This window comes from Rhodocytophaga rosea, from assembly GCF_010119975.1.
Classification (GTDB): Bacteria; Bacteroidota; Bacteroidia; order Cytophagales; family 172606-1; genus Rhodocytophaga; species Rhodocytophaga rosea.
Map to the genome: position 1 here is coordinate 8,422,357 of NZ_CP048222.1, position 23,300 is coordinate 8,445,656.

The 23,300-nt window shown below is 40.5% G+C and carries 22 protein-coding genes; 7 read left to right on the forward strand and 15 right to left on the reverse strand.

Annotation, left to right across the window (positions count from 1 at the left end; all coding sequences use genetic code 11):
* Nucleotides 1–204: 204 nt before the first annotated feature.
* Nucleotides 205–1,125, reverse strand: coding sequence for an alpha/beta hydrolase (locus GXP67_RS34655; RefSeq protein ID WP_162447366.1), 921 nt, complete (start codon nt 1,123–1,125; stop codon nt 205–207).
* 237 nt (nt 1,126–1,362) lie between these two features.
* Here GXP67_RS34655 and bioA point away from each other — a divergent pair, with 237 nt between their 5' ends.
* From bioA to GXP67_RS34675, 4 genes are all read left to right on the forward strand, one after another.
* Nucleotides 1,363–2,709: an adenosylmethionine--8-amino-7-oxononanoate transaminase gene (bioA, locus tag GXP67_RS34660; protein WP_162447367.1), complete on the forward strand. Its 1,347-nt coding sequence runs from the start codon at nt 1,363–1,365 to the stop codon at nt 2,707–2,709.
* A 50-nt stretch (nt 2,710–2,759) separates the two neighbouring features.
* Entirely contained in the window at nt 2,760–3,839 is a 1,080-nt protein-coding gene (locus GXP67_RS34665) for a hypothetical protein (RefSeq protein WP_162447368.1), read from the forward strand.
* Nucleotides 3,840–3,968: 129 nt separating this feature from the next.
* Nucleotides 3,969–5,093 carry a complex I subunit 1/NuoH family protein gene (locus GXP67_RS34670; RefSeq protein ID WP_162447369.1) on the forward strand — a complete coding sequence of 375 codons (1,125 nt, stop codon included), beginning with the start codon at nt 3,969–3,971 and terminating at the stop codon, nt 5,091–5,093.
* A 139-nt stretch (nt 5,094–5,232) separates the two neighbouring features.
* Nucleotides 5,233–6,522 carry a glucuronyl esterase domain-containing protein gene (locus GXP67_RS34675; RefSeq protein WP_232064764.1) on the forward strand — a complete coding sequence of 430 codons (1,290 nt, stop codon included), beginning with the start codon at nt 5,233–5,235 and terminating at the stop codon, nt 6,520–6,522.
* Between the two features lie 89 nt (nt 6,523–6,611).
* On the opposite strand, the gene nqrF is transcribed toward GXP67_RS34675, so the two are convergent.
* The 5 genes from nqrF to GXP67_RS34700 all read right to left on the reverse strand — a co-directional run bounded on the left by nqrF (nt 6,612) and on the right by GXP67_RS34700 (nt 11,577).
* On the reverse strand, nt 6,612–7,877 hold the full coding sequence (nqrF, locus tag GXP67_RS34680; RefSeq protein WP_162447370.1) for an NADH:ubiquinone reductase (Na(+)-transporting) subunit F: 1,266 nt from the start codon (nt 7,875–7,877) through the stop codon (nt 6,612–6,614).
* 193 nt (nt 7,878–8,070) lie between these two features.
* Nucleotides 8,071–9,048, reverse strand: a complete 978-nt coding sequence (locus tag GXP67_RS34685) for a radical SAM protein (RefSeq protein WP_162447371.1) — start codon at nt 9,046–9,048, stop codon at nt 8,071–8,073.
* Between the two features lie 14 nt (nt 9,049–9,062).
* Nucleotides 9,063–9,623: a DUF1003 domain-containing protein gene (locus tag GXP67_RS34690; protein ID WP_162447372.1), complete on the reverse strand. Its 561-nt coding sequence runs from the start codon at nt 9,621–9,623 to the stop codon at nt 9,063–9,065.
* A 152-nt stretch (nt 9,624–9,775) separates the two neighbouring features.
* Nucleotides 9,776–10,618, reverse strand: coding sequence for an acetyl-CoA carboxylase, carboxyltransferase subunit beta (gene accD, locus GXP67_RS34695; protein WP_162447373.1), 843 nt, complete (start codon nt 10,616–10,618; stop codon nt 9,776–9,778).
* Nucleotides 10,619–10,962: 344 nt separating this feature from the next.
* Nucleotides 10,963–11,577: a tetratricopeptide repeat protein gene (locus GXP67_RS34700; RefSeq protein WP_162447374.1), complete on the reverse strand. Its 615-nt coding sequence runs from the start codon at nt 11,575–11,577 to the stop codon at nt 10,963–10,965.
* 265 nt (nt 11,578–11,842) lie between these two features.
* Here GXP67_RS34700 and yidD point away from each other — a divergent pair, with 265 nt between their 5' ends.
* Nucleotides 11,843–12,055: a membrane protein insertion efficiency factor YidD gene (yidD, locus tag GXP67_RS34705; RefSeq protein ID WP_162447375.1), complete on the forward strand. Its 213-nt coding sequence runs from the start codon at nt 11,843–11,845 to the stop codon at nt 12,053–12,055.
* 102 nt (nt 12,056–12,157) lie between these two features.
* Here yidD and GXP67_RS34710 read toward each other — a convergent pair whose 3' ends face one another.
* The 5 genes from GXP67_RS34710 to GXP67_RS34730 form a co-directional block, all read right to left on the reverse strand.
* On the reverse strand, nt 12,158–13,192 hold the full coding sequence (locus tag GXP67_RS34710; RefSeq protein WP_162447376.1) for a tetratricopeptide repeat protein: 1,035 nt from the start codon (nt 13,190–13,192) through the stop codon (nt 12,158–12,160).
* 14 nt (nt 13,193–13,206) lie between these two features.
* Nucleotides 13,207–14,091: an RsmD family RNA methyltransferase gene (locus tag GXP67_RS34715; protein WP_162447377.1), complete on the reverse strand. Its 885-nt coding sequence runs from the start codon at nt 14,089–14,091 to the stop codon at nt 13,207–13,209.
* 98 nt (nt 14,092–14,189) lie between these two features.
* Nucleotides 14,190–15,785, reverse strand: coding sequence for a hypothetical protein (locus GXP67_RS34720; RefSeq protein ID WP_162447378.1), 1,596 nt, complete (start codon nt 15,783–15,785; stop codon nt 14,190–14,192).
* A 169-nt stretch (nt 15,786–15,954) separates the two neighbouring features.
* On the reverse strand, nt 15,955–16,362 hold the full coding sequence (locus tag GXP67_RS34725) for an EVE domain-containing protein (RefSeq protein WP_162447379.1): 408 nt from the start codon (nt 16,360–16,362) through the stop codon (nt 15,955–15,957).
* 196 nt (nt 16,363–16,558) lie between these two features.
* The gene (locus GXP67_RS34730; protein WP_162447380.1) at nt 16,559–16,957 is read right to left on the reverse strand and encodes a hypothetical protein; all 399 of its coding nucleotides are present in this window, start codon (nt 16,955–16,957) and stop codon (nt 16,559–16,561) included.
* Nucleotides 16,958–17,126: 169 nt separating this feature from the next.
* Between GXP67_RS34730 and GXP67_RS34735 the strand changes: the two genes are divergently transcribed.
* Complete coding sequence (locus tag GXP67_RS34735) at nt 17,127–18,824, forward strand: DNA polymerase/3'-5' exonuclease PolX (RefSeq protein ID WP_162447381.1); 1,698 nt, start codon at nt 17,127–17,129, stop codon at nt 18,822–18,824.
* A gap of 61 nt (nt 18,825–18,885) precedes the next feature.
* On the opposite strand, the gene GXP67_RS34740 is transcribed toward GXP67_RS34735, so the two are convergent.
* The 3 genes from GXP67_RS34740 to GXP67_RS34750 all read right to left on the reverse strand — a co-directional run bounded on the left by GXP67_RS34740 (nt 18,886) and on the right by GXP67_RS34750 (nt 21,335).
* The gene (locus GXP67_RS34740; protein WP_162447382.1) at nt 18,886–19,413 is read right to left on the reverse strand and encodes a ferritin; all 528 of its coding nucleotides are present in this window, start codon (nt 19,411–19,413) and stop codon (nt 18,886–18,888) included.
* A 216-nt stretch (nt 19,414–19,629) separates the two neighbouring features.
* Nucleotides 19,630–19,992 (reverse strand): hypothetical protein, encoded by a 363-nt coding sequence (locus GXP67_RS34745; RefSeq protein ID WP_162447383.1) that lies wholly within the window; start codon nt 19,990–19,992, stop codon nt 19,630–19,632.
* 161 nt (nt 19,993–20,153) lie between these two features.
* Complete coding sequence (locus GXP67_RS34750; protein ID WP_162447384.1) at nt 20,154–21,335, reverse strand: class I SAM-dependent rRNA methyltransferase; 1,182 nt, start codon at nt 21,333–21,335, stop codon at nt 20,154–20,156.
* A gap of 315 nt (nt 21,336–21,650) precedes the next feature.
* Between GXP67_RS34750 and GXP67_RS34755 the strand changes: the two genes are divergently transcribed.
* On the forward strand, nt 21,651–22,145 hold the full coding sequence (locus GXP67_RS34755) for an SRPBCC family protein (RefSeq protein ID WP_162447385.1): 495 nt from the start codon (nt 21,651–21,653) through the stop codon (nt 22,143–22,145).
* Nucleotides 22,146–22,157: 12 nt separating this feature from the next.
* On the opposite strand, the gene GXP67_RS34760 is transcribed toward GXP67_RS34755, so the two are convergent.
* Complete coding sequence (locus GXP67_RS34760; RefSeq protein WP_162447386.1) at nt 22,158–23,282, reverse strand: adenylate/guanylate cyclase domain-containing protein; 1,125 nt, start codon at nt 23,280–23,282, stop codon at nt 22,158–22,160.
* Between the last annotated feature and the right edge of the window lie 18 nt (nt 23,283–23,300).

The following is a 23,300-nucleotide window of genomic DNA, read 5'->3' on the forward strand; positions in this document are numbered from 1 at the left end:
TCAGAGTTCTTCCCCAAAAATAACTCTGACATTGTTTCAGCTCAGCCTGACATTGTTTCACCTTAAGCGTACACTTCATACGCCGGAGCATACATCTCCTGACCAAAAGCGTCTATCTCCAAAAGTTCAGATAGCGTTGTTTAGGTTATAGATTACTATGTTATCCCTGAATGATGTAATGATTGCCTAACAAGCTTTACCGGCTTAAGCCCACTGGTCTAACCAGTTTAATAAATTCTGTGGCCAGATTTTTAAATGAGCATCGTTTTGCGCCAGCCCTACTCCATGCTTGCCTTTAGGAAACACATGTAATTCTACAGGTACCTTGTGCCGTACGCAGGCTTCTGCGAAAAGTAAACTATTTTGTACCGGCACACCCGCATCGTCTGCCGTATGGAAAAGAAAAGCTGGCGGTGTTTGGGCAGTTACTTGTAAATGATTCGAAAGTTGTTTTACCAGGGCAGGATCAGCATTTTTACCCAGCAGATTGTCTCTGGAACCAATATGGGCAAATTCCCCTAAACTGATCACCGGATAACCCAGAATCACCCGGTCAGGGCGGGCAGAAACTTTAGCTACCAGATCATCCAGAGGGTCTTTGTATAAGTCTGGCTGGGTACTTACAGTAGAGGCCAGGTGTCCGCCGGCACTGAATCCCATAATCGCAATCTTATTCGGGTCTATCTGGTAAGTAGTTGCATTATTACGCATGATCCGCATAGCCCGGCAGGCATCAGCATAAGGAGCCGGATGCTGATGTGTACGATGCCGGTAGAACAATAGTGCTGCTACAATCCCATGCCCATTAAAAAGTTCGGCCACTTGCTTTCCTTCATGGTCTTCTGCAATTCCGTAATACCCACCTCCAGGACAAACGACTACACATCTCCGGTTGGTTGCCGCTTGCTGAGGTAAATATATTTCCAGTTTAGGCCGTTCACTTTCTTCAGTAGGTAAATCATTCTTCGATCCTTTTTCCCACAGGTAAACGGTTTCTTTTTTACTCTCAACAGGTTTTTTGTTTGTTTCAGCTCTTGTTGGCAGAGCAGATGAAAGCATTAATCCGCTGAGTAAAGAGCTTTTTACTATAAAATTTCTTCTGGAAGTAGGCATAATAAAAGTCATGGGTCAATAGTCAGTAGTCATTTGTTAATGTTCCGGACAATATTTTCAAGCACTCAGTTTACACAGAGATTATCAGATTTCAAACAATTCATCCTATAAATCATTCCCTGATTACGATAGGGCTTAAAAACTTTTTTATGAAGAAAACTACTATGTTAATGTATGACAACTACACATCAAACTTAATCTACTGCTGACCAATGACCATTGACCAATGACTTTTACTATATTTACACCATGCTTTTACCTTCTACCCAAGCGAAAACCTTAAAAGAAAGAGACCAGCAAGCCATCTGGCACCCGTTTACTCCTTTACCAGATGCTGATCAGGTTATCAGCCTGACCAAAGCGGAAGGTGTATACCTGTACACATCTGACGGCAGAAAGATACTCGATGCCATTTCCTCCTGGTGGGTAAACCTGCACGGGCATTCTCATCCGCATATTGCCGAAGCTGTTTACAAACAAGCTACTACGCTCGAACATGTCATCTTTGCTGGCTTCACCCATGAGCCAGCTGTTCAACTGGCCGAACGGCTCCTTGACACTCTACCTAGCAACCAGGATAAGATATTTTACTCTGATAATGGCAGTACAGCCGTAGAAGTGGCACTTAAGATGGCATTTCAATACTGGTATAACCAGGGAATTTCAAAAAAGAAAGTGATTGCCCTCAATGGTTCTTACCATGGAGATACCTTCGGAGCTATGTCTGTGGGTGACCGTAGTCCCTTTACAGCTCCATTTAATCCCTACCTGTTTGAAGTAGCCTTTGTTGATTTTCCGGCCTGCCAAAAGCAAGACTGCTGTGGAGGAAACTCTGGTGAAACATCCGTTTGTCCATCTGTAAACGAGGTGATTCATTCCTTTACCGCCTTAGCGGAAAGTGGAGAAGTAGCTGCGTTTATATATGAGCCTTTAATTCAAGGCGCTTCCGGTATGCGTATGTATGCGCCGGAGATACTTGATACGATGCTGAGCGTCGCCAGAAAACATAATATCCTCTGTATTGCCGATGAAGTAATGACCGGTTTTGGCAGAACCGGCCGTTTGTTCGCTTCTGAGTATTGTCGGGAACTGCCAGACATTATGTGCTTATCCAAAGGCTTAACCGGAGGCACGATGGCTTTGGGTGTAACCTCCTGCACGGCTGAGGTGATGCAACCCTATCACTCCGACGATCTGATGAAAACTTTTTTTCATGGACACTCTTTTACAGCCAACCCCTTAGCCTGTGCTGCCGCCAACGCAAGCTTAGATTTACTGCTTACAGAAGATTGCCAGGCCAACATGCGCCGCATTGCTGCCAAGCATGAGAAGTTTATGGAACAAATAACTGCTCATCCGGCTGTGGAAGCCATGCGTTGCAAAGGCGTTATCCTCGCGATTGAAGTGAAAACCGGCACAGAAACTTCTTACTTCAATGAAGTGCGTAATAGTTTATATACTTATTTTATGGAGAGAAACTTGCTGCTTCGTCCGCTTGGAAATGTAGTGTATATCTTGCCGCCGTATGTAATCACAAATGATGAGCTGGATACAATCTATGCAGCGATTTATGAGTTATTAGAAAAAGTGCGATGAAAGGTATTTTCTTATCCCTTCTCTCCTCTTGTATACAATCATCTGTACAGATGCAACTCAACAATCGATTTACAAAAATTTTAGTATTGCTTTTCCTGGCAGTTGCCGTTCAAACTTTTGCCCAGAAACAGGAATACCCGTTTCCTCTGCAGGCACAGGAACAAGTAATTAGTAATACGCTGATTTCCAGTAAACATCTGGCTTTTCTGGTGAAGTTTGACCTGAAGCAAAAGTACACCCGTTTGAAAGCAGTCGCTTATTCATCTCAAAACCGGCAGAAATTGCAGGAAATCACCATTGATTCATCCCTGATCAATCCCTGGCAGAACTATCCAGGGAAAGGAACCGTCCGGCAAACATTCGAAAATGCAGTGCTGTCGGGCAGACGTAGTGATACACAGGCTCCACTGGAATATCAATACCAGGTAAATTATTCGCCTGATAATAAAACTATACTCTGTTACCGCTATGATTACAGCCAGCCTGATTTGTATGTCCATTGCATATTGCTAAATGCTGAGTTGCAGGTACTACAAACTTTTAATTTGCCCATAGATGAAAGCAAAACCAATCATGGTATATTTGTAACCCATTCCGGGAATGTGTGTTTACTCAATACTGATGCAGCAGATGGCATCGAACTTTTACAATACGAACCTGCTTCCGGCAATGCTTCTCTGATTGAAATAAGTGCAAGCAGTACCAGACGGAATAGTTTTAAACTTGTATTTCTGCCAGATCACCGGCTTTACCTGGCAGCCGTCAGTGAAAGTAATGGCAGTTTCACTGGTTTGTTGTGTTACCGTTTGAATCTGAAAACAAACCGCGTAGAAGAATCTTATTTCTTTCCTCTATCCAAAGAGACGCTAACAACCATTCAAGGGCTTCCCGGAAAAGGTAGATACGATCTCTTAGCATTCAGCCCACAGGAAAACAGGTTTAGCTTTGAACTACAAAAACGGAATATTGCTGCAACCGATTATGTATATGATGCTTATGCTGTAAATGACTTGCAGCAATGGAATCCACGCAAAATGCAGGTGCAAACTGGTGAAAAACTTTTGCTTACCTATAATGCAGAAAGTAAAGTAGTGTCTGAGAAAGTAGTGGAGGGAATGGAAACGTATTAAGCTAATAAATCCGGATTGCTTATCTATTTTTATAGCCATAAAATCTGGTTCTTAACGAAAACAACCAGCGCCTTTCCTATATAAATTTTATTAATTTGACATCCGGTTATCCGTACATAAAGCTAACCCATGACTTCTGCTATTATTGCCTTTTTCCTGTTCCTGACTTTTATATTGCTTTATGTGATACTGGCTGTGTATGCCGAACGTAAAGTATCTGCCTTTATTCAGGATAGACTGGGACCAATGGAAGTAGGTTATTACGGCTTATTACAAACAGTAGCCGACCTTGTAAAGCTCTTACAGAAAGAAGATATTATTCCGGCCAATGCTGACAGGCGATTATTTATGCTGGCTCCCCTGCTCATCTTTACATCAGTGTTTGCCGGGTTTGCCGTTCTTCCACTTACGCCGGATATTATGGGTTCGGGTGCCACAGTTGGCGTTTTCTACCTGCTGGCCATTATTTCGATTGATATCATTGGTTTACTGATGGCTGGATGGAGCTCTTATAACAAATATTCACTGCTTGGCGCGATGAGGTCTGTCGCACAAATCATATCTTATGAGGTTCCGGTCGGGCTGATGGTGCTTTGTGTGGTGATGCTATGCCAGACATTGGACCTTCAGGAGATCAGTTACCAGCAGGGAATATGGATGAATACCTATCAAAGCGTTCATATTTCTTATATCAATGAAACAAATTATCTGTTTGGCTTAAAAGCTACTGGTATTGAAATTACGCAGGTGGGTGGTATTCTTACCTGGAATATTTTTCGGATGCCCCTGTTTTTTATTGCTTATATTATTTTCTTCATAGCTACTTTGGCTGAATGTAACCGGGCTCCCTTTGATATTCCTGAAGCTGAATCAGAGCTGGTGGGCGGCTTTCACACAGAGTATTCAGGTTTCCGCTTTGCCATTTTATTCTTGTCGGAATATGCCATGATGATGCTGGTAAGTTTACTGGGCGCTGTGCTTTTTCTGGGAAGCTGGAACACCCCTTTTCCCAACATCGGAGCTTTTAAATTAGCCGAATGGACCAGTGGTGCTCCTGGAACAATATATGGAAACATTTCAGGTGCTTTCTGGCTGGTTAGCAAAGCGTTTATAGCGATCTTTGTTCAGATGTGGGTCCGCTGGACATACCCCCGCCTCCGTGTTGATCAGCTTATGTATCTCTGCTGGAAAGTACTTACCCCTGCTTCCCTCCTGTTGCTGCTCTTAACTGGTATCTGGCGTTTGCTGATGTAAAAATCCTGGTCTTAATATAGCGATGCTGCGCCTATTATGGTATATTGAAGAAAGGTTGATCAAGGATAATGTTTATTTCTCTGTTCAACATTATCCTTTTTTACTTATTTAATAATCATTTCATTCTTTTTACAAACCTATGAAACTGTCTACTTTACTTAAAATGGCTTTATATACGCTGGGAATCAATTTTTGCTTTCTTCCGGCTTCTGCACAAATGCCTGCTAATTATGATGAAGATAAAATAAAACCCTACCAGTTGCCCGATCCCTTACGGATGGAGAATGGAAAAACCGTTACCAGTTCCAAACAATGGGAAAAGCAACGGATTGCTATCCTGAATTTATTTAAAACACATGTATATGGAGCGATGCCGGGAAAAGTTGCTGGACTAACCTTCCGCACGCTTTCCGTAGATTCAATGGCTTTAGATGGCAAAGCCATTCGCAAGCAGATTGCAGTTATTTTTGGCAAAGACGCTAATTCCCCTAAAATGGAAGTTTTATTATATCTTCCTGTAGAAGCAAAATCACCGGTTCCGGTTTTTGCCGGACTTAATTTCTACGGAAATCAAACCGTTCATACAGACCCGGGAATTAATTTACCTACAGGATGGATAGCTAACGGTCCAACCGGTGTAGAAAACAATATAGCCAATGTTGCTTCCCGTGGGTTCCAGACGGAAAGATGGCAACTGGAAGAACTGATTTCACGTGGCTATGGGCTTGCCACTGCCTATTATGGAGACCTTGAGCCTGACCATGCAGAGGGATGGAAAACTGGTATCCGTACTACGCTTGCCAAATCGCTTGGCCTGCAAGCTCAGGAATGGAGCGCCATTGGTGCCTGGGCCTGGGGATTGAGTAGGATGATGGATTACTTAGAAACAGAACCTTTGGTGAATGCCAGACAAGTAGCACTCACCGGACACTCCCGCTTAGGTAAAGCCGCATTATGGGCTGCCGCCAATGATACCCGTTTTGCTATCGTTATCTCTAATAACTCTGGGGAAGGTGGCGCTGCTCTGGCACGTAGGAATTATGGAGAAACAGTGGAAGTAATCAATACCAGTTTTCCGCACTGGTTTGTTGCCAAATTTAAAGAATATAACAAAGATCCTAATCAACTTCCGGTCGATCAGCACATGCTCTTGGCCTTAATGGCTCCCAGACCATTGTATGTTGCCAGTGCTGTTGAAGATCAGTGGGCCGATCCCAAAGGCGAATTCCTCGGAGCCAAACATGCAGAGCCTGTTTATCAACTGTTCAATAAAAAAGGCCTTGGAGTTGTTCAGATGCCAGATGTTAATCAACCAGTTGGAGATGTGGTTGCTTATCATATCCGTTCTGGAAAACATGACATTAATGCCTACGACTGGCAACAATATTTAAATTTTGCTGACCGGCATTTTAACAATCCTGCTAAGTAGACTTATTCCATTCTACCTTTTTCTTATCAACAGAAAAGCCAGACAATTAGTCTGGCTTTTCTGTTGATGATATTATTATAATTTAAGAATTAACCTCCGAAGTCATCGAAACGGATATTTTCTGGGGGAACACCCAAATCATCGAGCATTTTGAGTACGGCAGCGTTCATCATAGGCGGCCCGCAAAGGTAATATTCAATATCCTCAGGGTCCGGATGGGTTTTGAGGTAGTTTTCAAATAATACCTGGTGGATAAATCCTTTGTAACCAGTCCAGTTATCTTCTGGCATAGGTTCCGACAAGGCAATGTTGTATTTGAAATTCGGGAAATCTTTTTCTATGTTCCGGAAATGCTCTGTATAGAATAATTCTCTTACCGAACGTCCGCCATACCAGTAAGATACTTTACGGTCGGTTTTTTCGGTATGGAATAAATGGAAGATATGAGACCGGAGCGGCGCCATACCTGCTCCACCACCAATGTACACCATTTCCCGCTTTGTCTTATTAATATGGAATTCGCCATAGGGACCAGAGATCGTTACTTTATCGCCTGGTTTTCTGGAGAAGATATAAGAAGAACAAACGCCCGGATTTACATCCATAAATTTATTATTGGCTCTGTCCCAGGGTGGGGTAGCAATACGGATGTTGAGCATCACAATGTTACCTTCTGCCGGATGATTAGCCATGGAATAAGCCCGGAACAAAGGCTCGTCGTTTTTCATTTTCAGGTCCCAGATCTTCAGTTTATCCCAGTCAGGACGGTATTTATCCTTATTGGTATCTACATTGGGATCAGGTGTGATATCCATGGTTTTAAAATCCACTTCTATCGCCGGCACATCAATCTGAATATAACCACCAGACTCAAAAGTTAAGAACTCGCCTTCCGGAAGCCGTACCACAAATTCTTTGATAAAGGTAGCTACGTTATAGTTAGAAACTACTTCGCATTCCCATTTCTTGATACCGAAAATTTCTTCAGGCACCTTGATCTTCATGTCCTGTTTTACCTTTACCTGGCAAGCCAGCCGGACATGGTCTTGTTGCTCTTTTCTGGATAAATGACCGGTTTCTGTAGGCAGCACATCGCCTCCCCCTTCTTCTACCACACAACGGCACATGGCACAGGTACCACCACCGCCACAGGCTGAAGGCAAGAAGATTTTCTCATTAGAAAGCGTAGAAAGCAGGGAAGAGCCTGCAGAAGTAACCAATTTTTTCTCCCCATTAATAAGGATGGTTACATCACCACTTTGAACGAGTTTGGTTTGGGCATACAGAAGGACAAATACCAGTAAGAGAATTACAATCGTGAAAGCAACTATTGATGTAATTACAACTGAGGTCATTGAACTGTTGTTTTTGTTGAAAATTAGGAACGTATCCCCCGGATACGAGTTACAAATATAAGTGATAAATACTTAAATCTTTAAACGGTTTGTTACAATTTATTTCTGCGAAAAAGGCCAGTATCTCACATTCCAATTCATTTTTTTATATCCTCTTTTTAAATGGGCTGGGAATTATATAAGAAACTGTTCACTAAAATAATTGTTTCCAGGTTCCTTTTAAATAATTGTATTTTAGCGTACTCGGCAAAGCCTTCCAAAAGTATTTATTCATTTCTACAGCAAATGACGGCTGCATATAGCAATTAATAACACACCCTTCGCAAGCTGGCAGCCTGCCTTCCAAAGCAATTAGTTTTTGTACGCTTTCAGAGTGATATAAATCGAAGAGATTTCCATCAATAGCAATTTGGTCTATACCAAGGTGATAGCAAGGGAGTAATAGTTTATTTTCGGGAGAAATCACAATGGTACTGCTTGCGGCCTTGCACACAGGATTTGCAATATGATTGCCTCCATCCTGGCGGAGAGAAATAAAGGCTTCATTTAGATACACTTGTTTCTGTTTACTCCAGTAAAGCAATGTTTCTAACGTTTGAGCAGATAAACTTTTACCTGTTTCTACCCCTTTATATTCAAATACCGGATTCAATATTAATACAAGCCCATTGGGCAAACATATATTTCCCCATACTTTCTCTATCTGATGTACATTATGTTCAAAAACTGTAAACAAAATATCCGGCCTTTCACCCAATGATCTGGCAATCTGGATAGATTCCATCACCTGATCGAAACAGGCTACTCCCCTTCCAGAATCATGTTCTTCTTTCTCTGGCGAGTCGAGTGAAAAGTGCAGCATATCTACCTTGCCTTTTAATCTTTGCGCATATTTTGGATAGAGTAAACCATTGGTCGTGAGAGTTGTGATAAATTTTCTTTCTTTCGCCAGAGCCAGCAGCTGATCTATTTGCCGGTGCAGCAGGGGTTCGCCTCCGGTAAAGTCTATTACTTTTACTCCTAATTTCTTCAGATCATTCAGGTTTTGGGTTACAGTTTCTATAGTTACATAGGGAGACGGCTTTTCCCAGATATCGCAGAAATTACAACTGGCATTACAACGGTAGGTTACATAATAATTGCAAAGGACTGGATGGTGAATTAAACGCATAGTTTCTTACATTTCTACGATTTGCCTTGTACCGGATTGTCCAATCTTTTTTTGAGTTCTTCCAGCATTTCAATCTGTATTTTCTGAACGGCGCACAGGTTGCGGAAATCTTCTGCCAGTAACAGGTCTATTTTCCGATGGAGATTACGAATTTCTACCTCCGCTTTCAGATTCACCAGATAATCATTTTCAGCCCGCTTCCGGTCTTTGGCTTCTTTCCGGTTCTGGCTCATCATAATAACAGGTGCCTGAAGGGCTGCCACACATGACAAAATCAGGTTGAGCAAAATAAAGGGATAGGGATCGAATGGTTTATCAATTAATACCACCGTGTTGATAAAAATCCAGATAACCAATCCGGCAGAGAAGCTAAGGATAAACTTCCAACTTCCTCCGAATTCAGCTACTTTATCCGAAATACGATTTCCTACAGTAGGCTTTTCCTGGGGTGTTTCCATTACCTTCCGGGTAATTAAGTCTTCCTCCTGAAGGGCTTCCAGTACAATATCGTTGAGGGTATTTACATGCTGGTTCTCTGATTCCAGCAATTCTTTCAATGGGTCTTCTGTAGCCATAGTAGATAAGATGTGCTGCTTTTAAACATCAATAACCCAAAAAAAGGTCATCTGAATTATAACCGTTTACTTAATTATTTTAAACCTACTGCCAGAAAAAAGACCTTCTGAATGGTGGCAGAAGGTCTTTTTTAGGAATTGCAATGGTATGATTATTTTAACATGGTAAATAATGAGGTCAGTCTGGTTTTCAATTCTTTCCTATCTACGATAAAATCCAGAAAGCCGTGTTCTAATACAAATTCGGCACTCTGGAAATCTTTTGGCAGGTCTTTCCCAATAGTTTCCCTGATTACCCTAGGGCCAGCAAATCCAATGAGTGCCCCAGGTTCCGAAATATTAAAATCACCAAGCATGGCATAGGAAGCAGTAACACCGCCCGTAGTCGGGTCAGTTAAGAGAGACACATAGGGAATCTTCGCTTCTGCCAGTAATGCCAGTTTAGCAGACGTTTTAGCCATTTGCATCAATGAAAATCCGGCTTCCATCATTCTGGCACCTCCGGTACGGGAGATCATCAGAAAAGGAATCTTGTTAGCTAAGGCATGGTCAATCGCCCGGGCAATTTTTTCTCCCACTACCGAACCCATGGAGCCGCCAATAAAATCAAAATCCATACACCCTACTACTATTTCCAATCCATTTACTGGGCCGTAAGCTGTTCGTACCGCATCTTTTTTATCGGTTTTTTTCTGGGTGGCCGCAATCCGGCTTAAATAAGGCTTTGAGTCTACAAACTGAAGCGGGTCAGAAGAACTCATATCTGCATCAAGTTCAGTAAAGGTATTTCCATCAAAAAGTAATTCAAAATATTCGTCAGAACCTATTTTTTCATGATAATTACAGTGGATGCAAGTATATGCATTGGCTTTATGCTCTCTGGTGTGCATTACTTTTTTGCAGTTGGAACACTTATGCCATAATCCATCCGGTGTTTCTTTTTTCAGCTCGGTTGGCGTATTAATTCCTTTTTCTTTTCTGGTAAACCAAGACATATGGGTCAATTAACGATTGAAATATGTGTATAAATAACAATCTGGAAACGGCTTTAGATTATAGTGAAATCACTACTTGGTAACAGTTTGCAGTTTCATTTCATCAAATCTAATAAACAAAATTGTAATTGAAAGTTGCTCTTTCAAAACTGACTATGCAAAATAACTTTGCTGGAATTAAGTTACTTGTATATTAAAAGTTGAGCATACAGCACTATCACTACCATTTCATTTTAGAAACGGCAAAGATATTTATAATTTGACAAGCTTTTGTATGTGCAGGAAAGAATTTCTCTGGCAGATCAGGTTTATGAATAATTCAAGAATGGCTGGCAGATAAGAATTTATAAAAAATCTTGTTCTTTAAGGATGCTGGCAGCCTTTTCCCGGTAAGGATGTCTGGGTTGGCGGCTTATTTTTTCAAATATAGATTTGGCTTCCTGTATATTTTCGCCTTGCCAGAAGGATAAGCCTAGCCAGTATTCCGATTTAAATATAAGCTTGCTAGCTGGCTGACGCAATACTTTCCGGAAGCTGCGGGCTGCATTAACTGGGTCTTCCAACTGGAAATATGCCACCCCCAGATAATAATGCAGGGAATCTTTTTCAGGATTATCTTTGATTAATGCATACAAGGGCTGAAGGTACTCTTTGTGATCAGTTCTATAGGCAAGGGCTGTACCAGCCTGGGCAAATTTTTCAGCCGCTGATTCAGGCAACACAGCAGAAAAATCTTCATACTCACTATAATGTTGTACAAGCCCTTTAGTATAATCGAATTTTGTGAACATCAACAGGGCAATACCTGCTATAATAAACAGGCATACCATTGCTGACATTGATTTTGACTGTTGCAGAATAAAAGGCAAGGGTCCTTCTGTGATGCCTGGTTCTAAACCAGAAGAATCAGGATAGAGCGGCCGGATGTTGTCTTCTGGAAATTCCTTTTTAGGTGCCATGTCCCAATAAATTTAAAAGAATCAAATCAATAAACAATCTTAAAACAAATAAAGCTTCACGATGAGAGGCTGTTCATTGGATATGAATTCTTTTACGCCACAGCGCTCATGGAATAAAAGAATGGTACATGTATGCCTTGTAAACTTTTTGCTGGTATATTCCCGTTAACAGATACCAGGGCAATATAAATACTCGTCAATATAACGATTTTTTGCAATCTGTTAACATTAAATTAGACTTTTTTGTTCCTAAATCTAGCAAACTATGTTTTCAAAAGCATTTGTTTTATTCATCCGGTTTTATCAATACGCTATATCGCCGTTTTTACCCGGTGCCTGCCGCTACACACCAACCTGTTCGCAGTACAGCATAGATGCCATTAAAAAATATGGTCCCTGGAAAGGAATGTGGTTAGGCTTAAAAAGAATCGGCCGTTGTCATCCCTGGGGAGGAAGCGGGTATGATCCGGTAAAGTGAGTGGTAAGTCGATGAGTAAAATGTCAGATGATTAAAAGAATAAGTTAGCTAAGATTTACATACAAATAAGCCATTAAGAATTCGTAATTCGTAAGTATTTAACTATCCACATCTCGATTTCAGCAGTTCGTCAGATTCACTTTCGCCCAACTGTAGGGAAAGCGTCCATTCTTCACAGGCTTTCTTTTTATCGCCGGTTCTCTCATAGGCCAGACCCAGATAGTAATGAATCAGTTCTATATTATAGGTCAACCTGGTTGCCGTTTGAAAATCTTTCAGTGCTTGTTGCGTTTGCCCAGCATTCAGGTAATAAACACCCCGGTTGCGGTACGCCCATCCATTTTTATTGTCCAGGCGCAACGAAGCTTCAATATCAGCCAGACCTTCTTCCGGTTGCCCTAATTTTAATTTAACAAAGCCCCGGTTATTGAGATAATAGGGTTGTTGTGGATTTAACGAAATAGCTTCATTGAGCAGTGTAAGTGCTCTGGTATAATTCCCGGTACGTGCCTGTAATAAACCTAAATTGTTGTAAGCAAAATCCTGGCGGTTATCCAGCTCTATGGCTTTCTGAAAATCAGTTTCAGCAGCTACATATTCTTTTAAATTATATTTGAGAAAGCCCCGGTTTACATATGCTTCCACATTAGCAGAATCAAGGGTAAGGGTACGGTCAAAATCACTGGCCGCTCCGGCATAGTCATTTAATTGAATTTTTATGGTAGCACGGCTCAGATAAACTTTAGCTGTATCTTTATAAATTTCCACTACCCTGTTTATATCTTCCAGGCCAGCCTTATAATCTCCCTGTTCAAAATAAGCGTTGGAACGGTTATAATAGGCATCTGTATAGGAAGGAGCAATTTTTAAAGCATGGGTATAATCGGCAATAGCACCCTTATAGTCGGCAAGGTTAAATCTGGCAATTCCCCGGTTGTTAAAGGCATCTGCAAAAGCACTGTCCGTTTCAATAGCTTCAGTATATAACCGAATAGCTTCCCTGTATTCACGCTTACGCAACTCCACATTGCCCCGTTGAAAAAAACGTAAGGTAGCATCATCCCGGTCCGAGGAATTGCAGGCAAATAGGAAAATAAATAGTACAAGTAAAAAACTTTGTTTCAGATTTTTATACATCCGGAAGCTAAAAATTAATGCGTACTGAACCTATAGAAAACCCCCAAAGGCAACCTTTTGTTAAACTGATCGGCTAAAAAAAGTTCTCCATATTCCGGGTTTGCTATTTTTCCAAAGCAGTTGTGTACCAGGTTGTCTACAATCAGGGCAGAAAACCCGAGCGAATACAGGTTGAGTATAAAAAAGTGCTGTTGTTTATCCAGCAACTGGTTACATAATTTTAATAATTCATTGATATTCTCTTCCAGCACCCACTTTTCTCCATCTGGTCCCCTTCCGTAAGCCGGAGGATCGAGAATAATTCCCTGGTAAACATTGCCTCTTTTTACCTCTCTTTTCACAAATTTGAGGGCATCGTCTACAATCCAGCGGATATTATCCATGCCACTGGCTTCCATATTTTCCCTTGCCCAGCTTACTACCTGTTTCACTGAATCCACATGCACCACTTCTGCCCCAGCCCGTTTGGCAGCCAGAGAAGCGCCGCCGGTATAGGCAAACAGATTGAGTACCTTAGCCTGTGGCTGTGCTATCGCTTTTAGTTTCTGATAAATATAATCCCAATTGGTAGCTTGTTCAGGAAAAATCCCTACATGTTTAAAAGATGACAAAGCTAATTTAAATGAAAGCTCAAATTGAGATTGTTTATAATTCATAAACCATCGTTCAGGCATCCCTTTTTTTAGCTCCCACTGTCCTTTTTCAGGATTGTTTTTCTCCTTTTTAAAAAAAGCAGAAGCCATTTTCTGCCATTCTCCTTCCATCATAGACTTATCCCAGACCGCCTGCGGCTCTGGCCTCGACAGAATAAAATCTCCGAATTTTTCCAGCTTCTCAAAATTTCCGGAATCTATCAATCTGTAGGTTTTCCAATGTTGAGGCGTGAGTAATTGTATCATTTACGTTTCTGACCTTTGGTCGCAATTTATCAGTTTAAACAAGAAACCCGCAATGTAGCAAATACTTTGCGGGTTTGATTTTTTAGAAAGATCTACTTTTAAAAACCTACTTTACTGAAATAGAATACATTTCGCCGTCCTTTTACCTGCTCGTCCTTCTGATTGCGGATTTTCTGATAACCCCAGGCTAAAAAGTTATTCTGATACCAGTAATCCACATTATCTACAGAAGATTTTCTCACCACATCCCCTTCGTATTCAGCCCGTAATGGCAGATCTTCTTTTCCCTCTACAATATCATTTCCCCGGATGATCTTTGATTTTAACATACCTTTGTGGCTGTATGCCAGTACAATGTTCTCCTGGGAGAAACTCACTTTTACTTTCTCCCGCAAAGAATACGTTTTTACATCGTTGATCTCAAAACTATTATCCCACAGCAGATTACCTTGCATATCAAATCCGGCAATTACTGCATGCGTATATACCCAGCCGTCAAAAACGGGTGTATTCCGACCATAACCGTTATATCCACCATACCCATAGCCGTAATAACCATATCCATAGCCGAACATACCAGGAGCGTAGTAATTGTTATTGCGGTATTCCGGATAATAAGCTTCCGCTACCATTATATATTGCCCATTGCGCTGGATAATGTCATGTACAAGTAAACGATATTGCAGTTTAAGGTCTTTACCCTGTTGTTTGCGTTTTTTGATACGTTTCTCCATTCGTTCCTGCTGGCGGCCGTTCATAAATTTAAAGAAATTCTTAAAGTCAGTGAAGCTGTAATACTTTATAAATTGCGACTGCCCGTCATTGAGCTTGCTGATGTATAAACCTTGCGTATAATCGGCTGTACCGGTATATACGGAACGGGTATAATAGCCTCTGGAATAGTTTGTATAGCTAGAACCTCTGGTTCCATAGGTTCCAATCACCAGTTCCTGCCCTGGTTGAGGTGTGGAAACACGGCCAGTCAGGAGATTTTTTTCTGGTTCTGAATCCAGGGCAACCGAATTAATTTGATGGCCATCGGGTGAGAATGATTTGATAATCAGTTTATTTTCCCTGCCTCGCCAGGTGGCAAAAGCTACATTCAGTTGCTGGTTCACCGTGTCCAGTTCCAACGATTGTATTTCAGCTTTACCCTTTACTGCCGTGGGCAATACCTGGGTTTGTTTGTTCTGCAAATTCAGATGCAGCAAAATAGGCTCAGACCGGGTTTTACCGGCAATAAACACACTGGTACCGATGGCTTCAAAATCAGTGATTTCTAATTTATTCACCGAGCGCATTTCAAATTTTTCAGCAAAGCCAGCTTTTACATTCAGCTTTACTACCTGGTAAGTCGGACTTTTAAAACGGCTGAAGAGCAGGTATAAAGATTTGCCATTATATACATATTTCGACAAATCGAGTGTGGTATTTACAATACAATCTACCGTCCAGTCCTGCTGTAAATCAGTGCTGTATTTGGCAAAAGTAAACTTACCGGGAGCCACTTGTGAAAAAAGGATCAGTCCTTCATCTCCTATGGGCACTACAATCATTTCATCGGCATTGCCTTGTGTTTCGATTTCTACACGTTTATTTTGCTGTGCCTGAAGAGAAAAACTGAATACAAAAGTGGTTAATAAAAAGAAGAGGGTTGATAATGGAATACCAAACCGTTTGAGAGTCATTTGCATAAATATTCGCTTGCTATTGTTCAATTACCTATTAAAATTTTACTATTAATTTAGTAGAATTTGTGCATATTCTGTGGCAAAATGTATACCTTATTTTAAAAAATCAGGAAGATGGGTAACAAACAATTGTATCAGATTATATTCCCTTAAAAAACGCTTATTTTGTTCTTTAATTACTTCCAAGGCTGACAATAATATCAAACTCTTCCGGCTTGAGAGCCATAACGGATAGCTGTGTCTGACGCAGTAACCCAATATTTTCCAGGCGTTTATCTGCTTTAATCTGCTGCAAAGTAACCGGTTTTTCTAATCGTTGTTCCGGAACCAGATCAACCACTACCCATCCTTTTTCCATCGTTGTGGGATCAGGATAGGCTTCTTTGATTATTTTAGCAATACCTATAACTGCTTTCCCTTCGTTACTATGATAAAACAACACCAGATCACCTTCTCGCATGGCATTTAAATTGTTCCTGGCCTGGTAATTTCTAACCCCATCCCAGAAGGTATAACCTTCTTTTTCAAATGTGTCCCAGGAATATTTTGCAGGCTCTGATTTAACCAGCCAGTAGTTCATAAATAGAATTATAGATTAAAATATTAGAAAATTTAGAAATTAGGCTTTGGTATTCAATGCTTTACTAACATGCAATTACATAGTCAAGTTCTGTTTAAGTAAATAGATAAAAAGAAGTATAAGCTTCCTGATCATTCATATTAAAACAATCAAAAATTTAGCTAAAAGCTAGTTTGTACATGCTAATTTCCTCTCATTATTTCTGCACTTTTCTAACCTTCAGCACATCTTTTGACAATTCCACTATCTCCATGGAATATTGTTCTGATTCTTCCTGTAATGGACTTTTTACCTGAATCTCAATGATGTTTTCAGTATTCCCCTTTTTCCAGGTACCAGGCACTTTCAGACTTCCATCTGTAGGAGCAATATCATAGCGGATAAAGGTTCCGTCTTTTTGGAATTCAAAACCAGTGCGTCCTCTGGCCAGTGGAAAATTATAGGATTGATTCCGGTATTCCTCAATGCCATCCTTGTCATTCTCATGCAAATGAGTCCAGCGTTGAAACAAAGCATCATCCTCCAGTTTTCCTTTACATTGCTGACCCGATAAAGTGACAAAAAGTAGCAGGCAACTTAAAATTATTTTTACCATAGAGTGAATATCAGCGAATGTTAACGCTGTATGCTGCAAATATAGGATTTTGGTGATAAGCATTTAATAGATTTTTTTGTAGCCATACAAGCAGATAAAACTACAGTTTAATATAAGGTACACACAATTTCTGGCTAATTTTACCAGACATATATAACCCTTTTGTCTTTTGGAAAATTCAGACATTATCCGCTCTTTCCGCCTCGCTTCTCAGCTCATGGAACTCCATGAAGAGAATCCATTTAAAATCAGATCTTATACTAATGTAGTGTTCGCTCTGGAAAAACTCAATGTTGAGTTATCTTCCCTCACAACGGAACAGATTATCCAGCTGGAAGGTATTGGAAAAAGTATTGCAGATAAAATCAATACCCTCAACCGGCAAGGCACTTTTGAAGAACTGGAAAACCTGCTGGCGAAAACACCGCCCGGCGTATTGGAAATGATGCGGATTAAAGGAATAGGCCCAAAAAAGATACGGGTATTATGGAAAGAACTGGGTCTGGAAAGTACGGATGCATTACTGGAAGCCTGTGAAAACAATCAGGTAGCAAAACTGAAAGGGTTCGGGGAAAAAACACAGGAGAATATCAAGCAATCTCTTTTATTTAATCAGGCAGCCGTAGGAAAACTACATTATGCCAGTGCTGAACTTATCGCTAATGATCTACTTACCCAGTTTCATGCCAAGGGGTTACAAGCAAGTTTAACCGGGCAAATGGCCAGGAAACTGGATATTATTGACCAGTTACAATACGTAATTGCAACTGATTCACCTGCCCAAGCGCATACCTTACTGGATAGCTGGCAGGAATTGGAGAAAAATCTAAAAACATCTGCCCCCTTTGTGTGGCGGGGAAGACTGGAAGCCAGTGGCTTACCGGTTGAAATTCATATGGTACCGGCAAAACAATACATTAACCGGGTATTCATGTATTCTTCCGCACCTGCACACCTGGCGTATGCCAATGAAACTGGCAAAAGCTTGTTACAAACTGTTTCTACTCAACTATTTGACTCTGAGGAAGCTATTTATCAGGTTGTGCAGTTGCCTTATATTGTTCCGGAACTCCGGGAAGGGCTACATGAATTCGATCTTGCCAAGCAAGGAAAGCTGTCTTCACTGATCGAACTAAAAGACCTGAAAGGTATTTTGCACAACCATTCTACGTACAGCGACGGGAAACATACGCTGGAAGAAATGGCTTTGTATTGTAAAGAGTTAGGTTACCAATACTTAGGCATATCCGACCATTCAAAATCAGCATTTTACGCCAATGGCTTGTACGAAGAGAAGGTTCGTAAACAACATGCCGAAATTGAGCAGTTAAATAAAAAGCTAGCTCCTTTCCGTATTTTCAAAGGTATCGAATCTGACATTTTGCACGATGGCGCTCTGGATTATGAACCTGATGTACTGGCAAGTTTTAATTTTATTGTAGCTTCTGTGCATTCAGGCTTAAAAATGGATGAGGCAAAAGCCACCCAGCGGCTCATCTCGGCTGTTGAAAATCCTTATACCACCATACTCGGCCATCCAACAGGCAGATTATTGTTACGGCGCGAAGGCTATCCTATTAATCACCGGAAAGTGATTGATGCCTGTGCAGCCAATGGAGTAGTCATTGAAATTAATGCCAATCCCTGGCGGCTCGATATTGATTGGCATTGGCTGCCGTATGCGCTGGAAAAAGAAGTGATGATCAGCATTAACCCGGATGCTCATGAAAAAGATGGCTACCATGACATGATTTACGGCGTACATGTGGCTAGGAAGGGTGGCTTAACAAAAGATATGACATTTAATGCCCTGCCTTTAGAAAGGGTAGCCGCTCATTTTGCAGCCAAGCAAAGGCAACCTGCTTAGCAATAAAAAAGTCCGCAAACGTTAGGTTTGCGAACTTTTAATATGTTAGGATACTCTCTATTTATTTTGCGTCGTAAGTGATCTTAGGAATGTGACGGTCGATTTCCCAACGGCCTGTACCTTCTTCACCAATTACATCAAATAGTTCCAGGGCTCTTCTGGCTACATATTCTTCTTCTTTCTGCTCATTGAGGAACCAGTTCATAAATTCTACTGTCATATAATCTTTTACTTTATGGCAGCGATCTACTATATTGTTGATAGACTGAGTAATAATCACCTCTTGTTCAAGCGCTTCTTCAAACACTTCCCGGAAGGAATTAAACTCAAATTTAACATCTGGAATGGATGGAGAAACAGATGAACCTCCAAGGTCGAGGATATACTTGAATATCTTCAGCATATGTCCGCGTTCTTCGTCTGATTGTTTGTAAAAATAATCAGCACTGTTGTCGTATCCGTTTCTATCGCACCAGGAAGCCATGGCCAGATAAAGAGCTGAAGAATGTGCTTCTTTTCTTACCTGATCGTTGAGAATGGTTTCTATTTCTTCCGTTAATGAGCTTTTTAGTCTTAACAAATCTTTCATCTGTATAATTAATTATTAAAAGTCAGATGTACCCGCTTTGGCATCTGGCTTTTATGTAAAACATAAAATGCGGGTGTTTCAGATAAAATATTGAACAGGGAATAATACATTTTCCTTATTTCAACAACGGCAATATACGTTGAAATGTTCAGAAATATACTGGCAGAGAGGAAAATTTAAGTAATTTAGAATCAGATTAAAAAAGCGTAATAATCACTATTTTACAAGTCTATATAGCCTTTCTTTGAGGATGCTATTGAGTTGAAGCATCACTTTGGCACCTGCTAATAGTTCTTTTAATGAAACAATCTCAGCCAGGGTTAATACATAACAATGCTCGCAGGCGCAGGGAGAAATAATTTCAACATCAGAGGAACGTTCAGGGTTGGCTGCCATATCCGGAAGGTTGATTTTATCGACCAGGTATTTTAGCCTGAAAAAACAGCCAATACTAAATTTGATTGCCCTGCCTCCAAAATCTATATAGAAACAATTTTCAGCATCGGACTGATACACACAACCATTGTCTGTACGAAATACTTCTTCTAATAGGGTACTACGCTGTTCTCTGAGGATCATTTTTATTAGTAAAATTCAATTGCTAACCGCTGATGTAACAAAGGTATAGACTATTTAGAATAAGTCCAAATAATATTTACAAAAGCAAAAACAAAAATTACGCCACGATAAATTCAAAAGGAAACTTCATAAAAATAAACTTTCCAGGCTACCAAATAGGTTTATTCCACATATAATACCAATCCTTTCAGGTACTCTCCTTCCGGATGAAAAATATTTACAGGATGGTCGACAGGCTGGGTAAGCTGGTGCAGGATGCGTACATTCCGCTGGGCATCAGCCGCAGCTGAAAAAATGATTTTACGGAACAGGTCTTTATCAATATTCTGGGAGCAGGAAAAAGTAAAAATAATGCCTCCTGGTTGTATTTTTTTAAAAGCAGTCAGGTTCAGGTCTTTGTATCCTCTGGAAGCATTAGGTACGGCTTTGGCATTTTTAGCAAAGGCAGGTGGATCTAATACCATTACATCATATGTATGGGAGGTATGCCGGATATAGTCAAAACAATCAGCAGCAAATGATTCATGGGCAGCAGAAGCACCAAAATTAAGTGCTATATTCTCATTACAAAACTGGGTTGCCTCTTTCGAAATATCCACAGAATGCACCAGAGAAGCGTTGCCAGCCAGTGCATACACACTGAAACCGCCTGTATAACTGAATGCATTTAGTACGGTTTTTCCGGTTGTATACTGCTGTAATAAAGAACGGTTATCACGCTGGTCAATAAAAAAGCCGGTTTTCTGGCCTTTTTCAAAGTCAATTATAAACTTCATACCATTCTCCTCGGCAATCACCTGCGACCTGGTTTCTTCCGTTGTTATAAAGCCGTTGGGCAGTACTACCTCTTCCCTGAAACCTGGACTATGCTTATTTTTTAAATAGATATATTGAATGCCAAGTTGCTGTAAACCAGAGATGATATGTGGCAATACTTTTTCTGTTCCTTTAATGAGTAATTGTAATACAGCTACGTCTTTGTACACATCGGCAATCACACCAGGAAAGAAATCACCTTCTGCATGTAACAGCCGGTACGCATTGGTTCCTAAGCGAATCACCTTGGCTTTGCGAAGCTGGTACGCCTGAATAATTTTATGATGCCAGTAAGCTGACTGGTTGAAATCCATAGATTGACTGGTAAATTCAAACAAGCGGCATACGATCTGACTTTGCGGCGAATAGAATCCATATCCCAATAGCTGGTCGTGATTGTCCCTGACGGCAACTATATCTCCATTTTCGGCTTTTGGCAATTGTTTAACTGCACCGGAAAAGAGCCAGGGATGCCTGTTGATTAATGAACGTTCCCGCCCTGATTTTAGAATGATACTCTGATACATGAATGTGAATGAATCGCGAAACAAATAGCTTAATTTCTAACTAGTGGCGCAAAATTACAGATGTATTTTGCATATACGGGCATGAATAGAAAAAAGTATATTTTTCTTGTACATGGATTTATTGCAAAAGAAAATCATTTCTGAAAGCCATCCTATTGAAAAACATTCTGGATCAGTACAGTTACAACAATTTTTCTTCACTTTAACTTTTTCTATCTACTGTCTACAAAATGAATATACTATTGATATTGTACTGTTTTTTTTACTAAATTTTAATAAAATCTGCTACTCATCATTAAACAAACCCAACAACCTATGAAGATACATACCTTAGCGGTAATAACTATTGCTGCTGCTCCTGAATCTGTATATGATGCCCTGACAACGCCTCACTACTTTCCAACCCACTTTAGAGGATTTGGTCCGGTTCCCGGGATTTCGCATGAAGTATTACCAAAAGAAGTAATTCATTATCAGGTAGGTATGGTAAGAAAAATGTATGCGGAAGATACCAGTGTGCTAACTGAAAAAATTACAGAACTTGAATATCCGAATTTGTTTGCCTATGAGATCATATCTGGCATCGGAAAACCTTTATCACTATTGGTAAATCATGGGCGGAGTGTGTGGAATTTTCTACCACACGGAAATACTACTATTGTGGAGTGGCATTATGTATTTACGATGACTTCTCCGGTCGTTTATCCGGTAGCTTCTATACTTATCCGTTATTTTATGAAAAAAGCGATGCAACGGTGTCTGTCAAACTTAAAGACGGGTTTGGAGAAAAAAGTAGCTGCAACTGCATAACTCATATAAATGTCAGGCAGGCATTAAGTCTGGTTTAGTTGGGGCTGGCTGATGTAAGCGTTGAACGCTATAAATATTTACACTTGTTAATTTGCCTTTTAACAATACGCTTCCCAGCAGGTTGGTCTTAAATCTATTATTCTGCATAATAGACTGCTTGAGGGATTCAGAGATCAATATTCTTTCGCTAAGTTCGTTGCATTTGCCTTGTATTCTGGCAGCTGTGTTGAGCACATCGCCATGATAGGCTATTTCCCGTTTAATTTCACCTACTTCTGCCACCGTTACCAGGCCCATATTTAATCCGGCTTTGAATTGTGGAACAAAACCAAATTTTTCAAGATAATGAGGAGCCCGTTGTTGTAAAATATTTTCAAACTCAAAGAAACACTCCATACATTTTCCATCTGGTAATCCTTCCTGTACTGACCAGGTCAGTACGGCCTCATCGCCAACATACTGGTAAATCTGTGCATGACATTTGTGAACAACATCGGTCAGGTCGTAAAAGCAATCCTGAATCAACTGGCTGTAGCGGATATGTCCTAACTTTTCGGCATAGGTAGTAGAGGCTTTCAGATCCAGAAACATAAATATTCTTTCTTCTTCCTGAGGTATATGGTATTTTCCTTTGAGCAGATTGCTCAGTACGCCAGGGCCAAACTTACGGCTGACTAGTTTTATAAAATTTATGGCAATACTTACCAGCACCGCATAGAGTATAATGGTATACACCGACCAGTTGGAATAAAAAATACCCAGCCGCCAGAAAGCTTCTTCTATAACAATACCTTTAAAAATAGATTGGGAAACAATAAATACAATGCTGATCGTAAGCAGTAAGGTAATTAAAAAGGAAAGGCTTTTCAGGAGCAACAGCAAACCATACGGCTTTTTCCGGAAGAAATGACCACTTAGCAATATATCGAGCATACTAAATACAACCCCAACCAGCAGGCCTGTAGTGGTGGCCTCAAAAATTAACATCTTTATATTAAAAGGCCGGAGTACCTGAATACTGCTGGCTTCTCCAATACCAGCCAGCCTCAATACATAATATAAGTTAGCAGCTAGTATCCAGCTTGCTATCATAAATAACACATTGCGGATAGAGGGAGCATGTGTAAAGCGGCTCATAAGTATTGATCAGTTGTC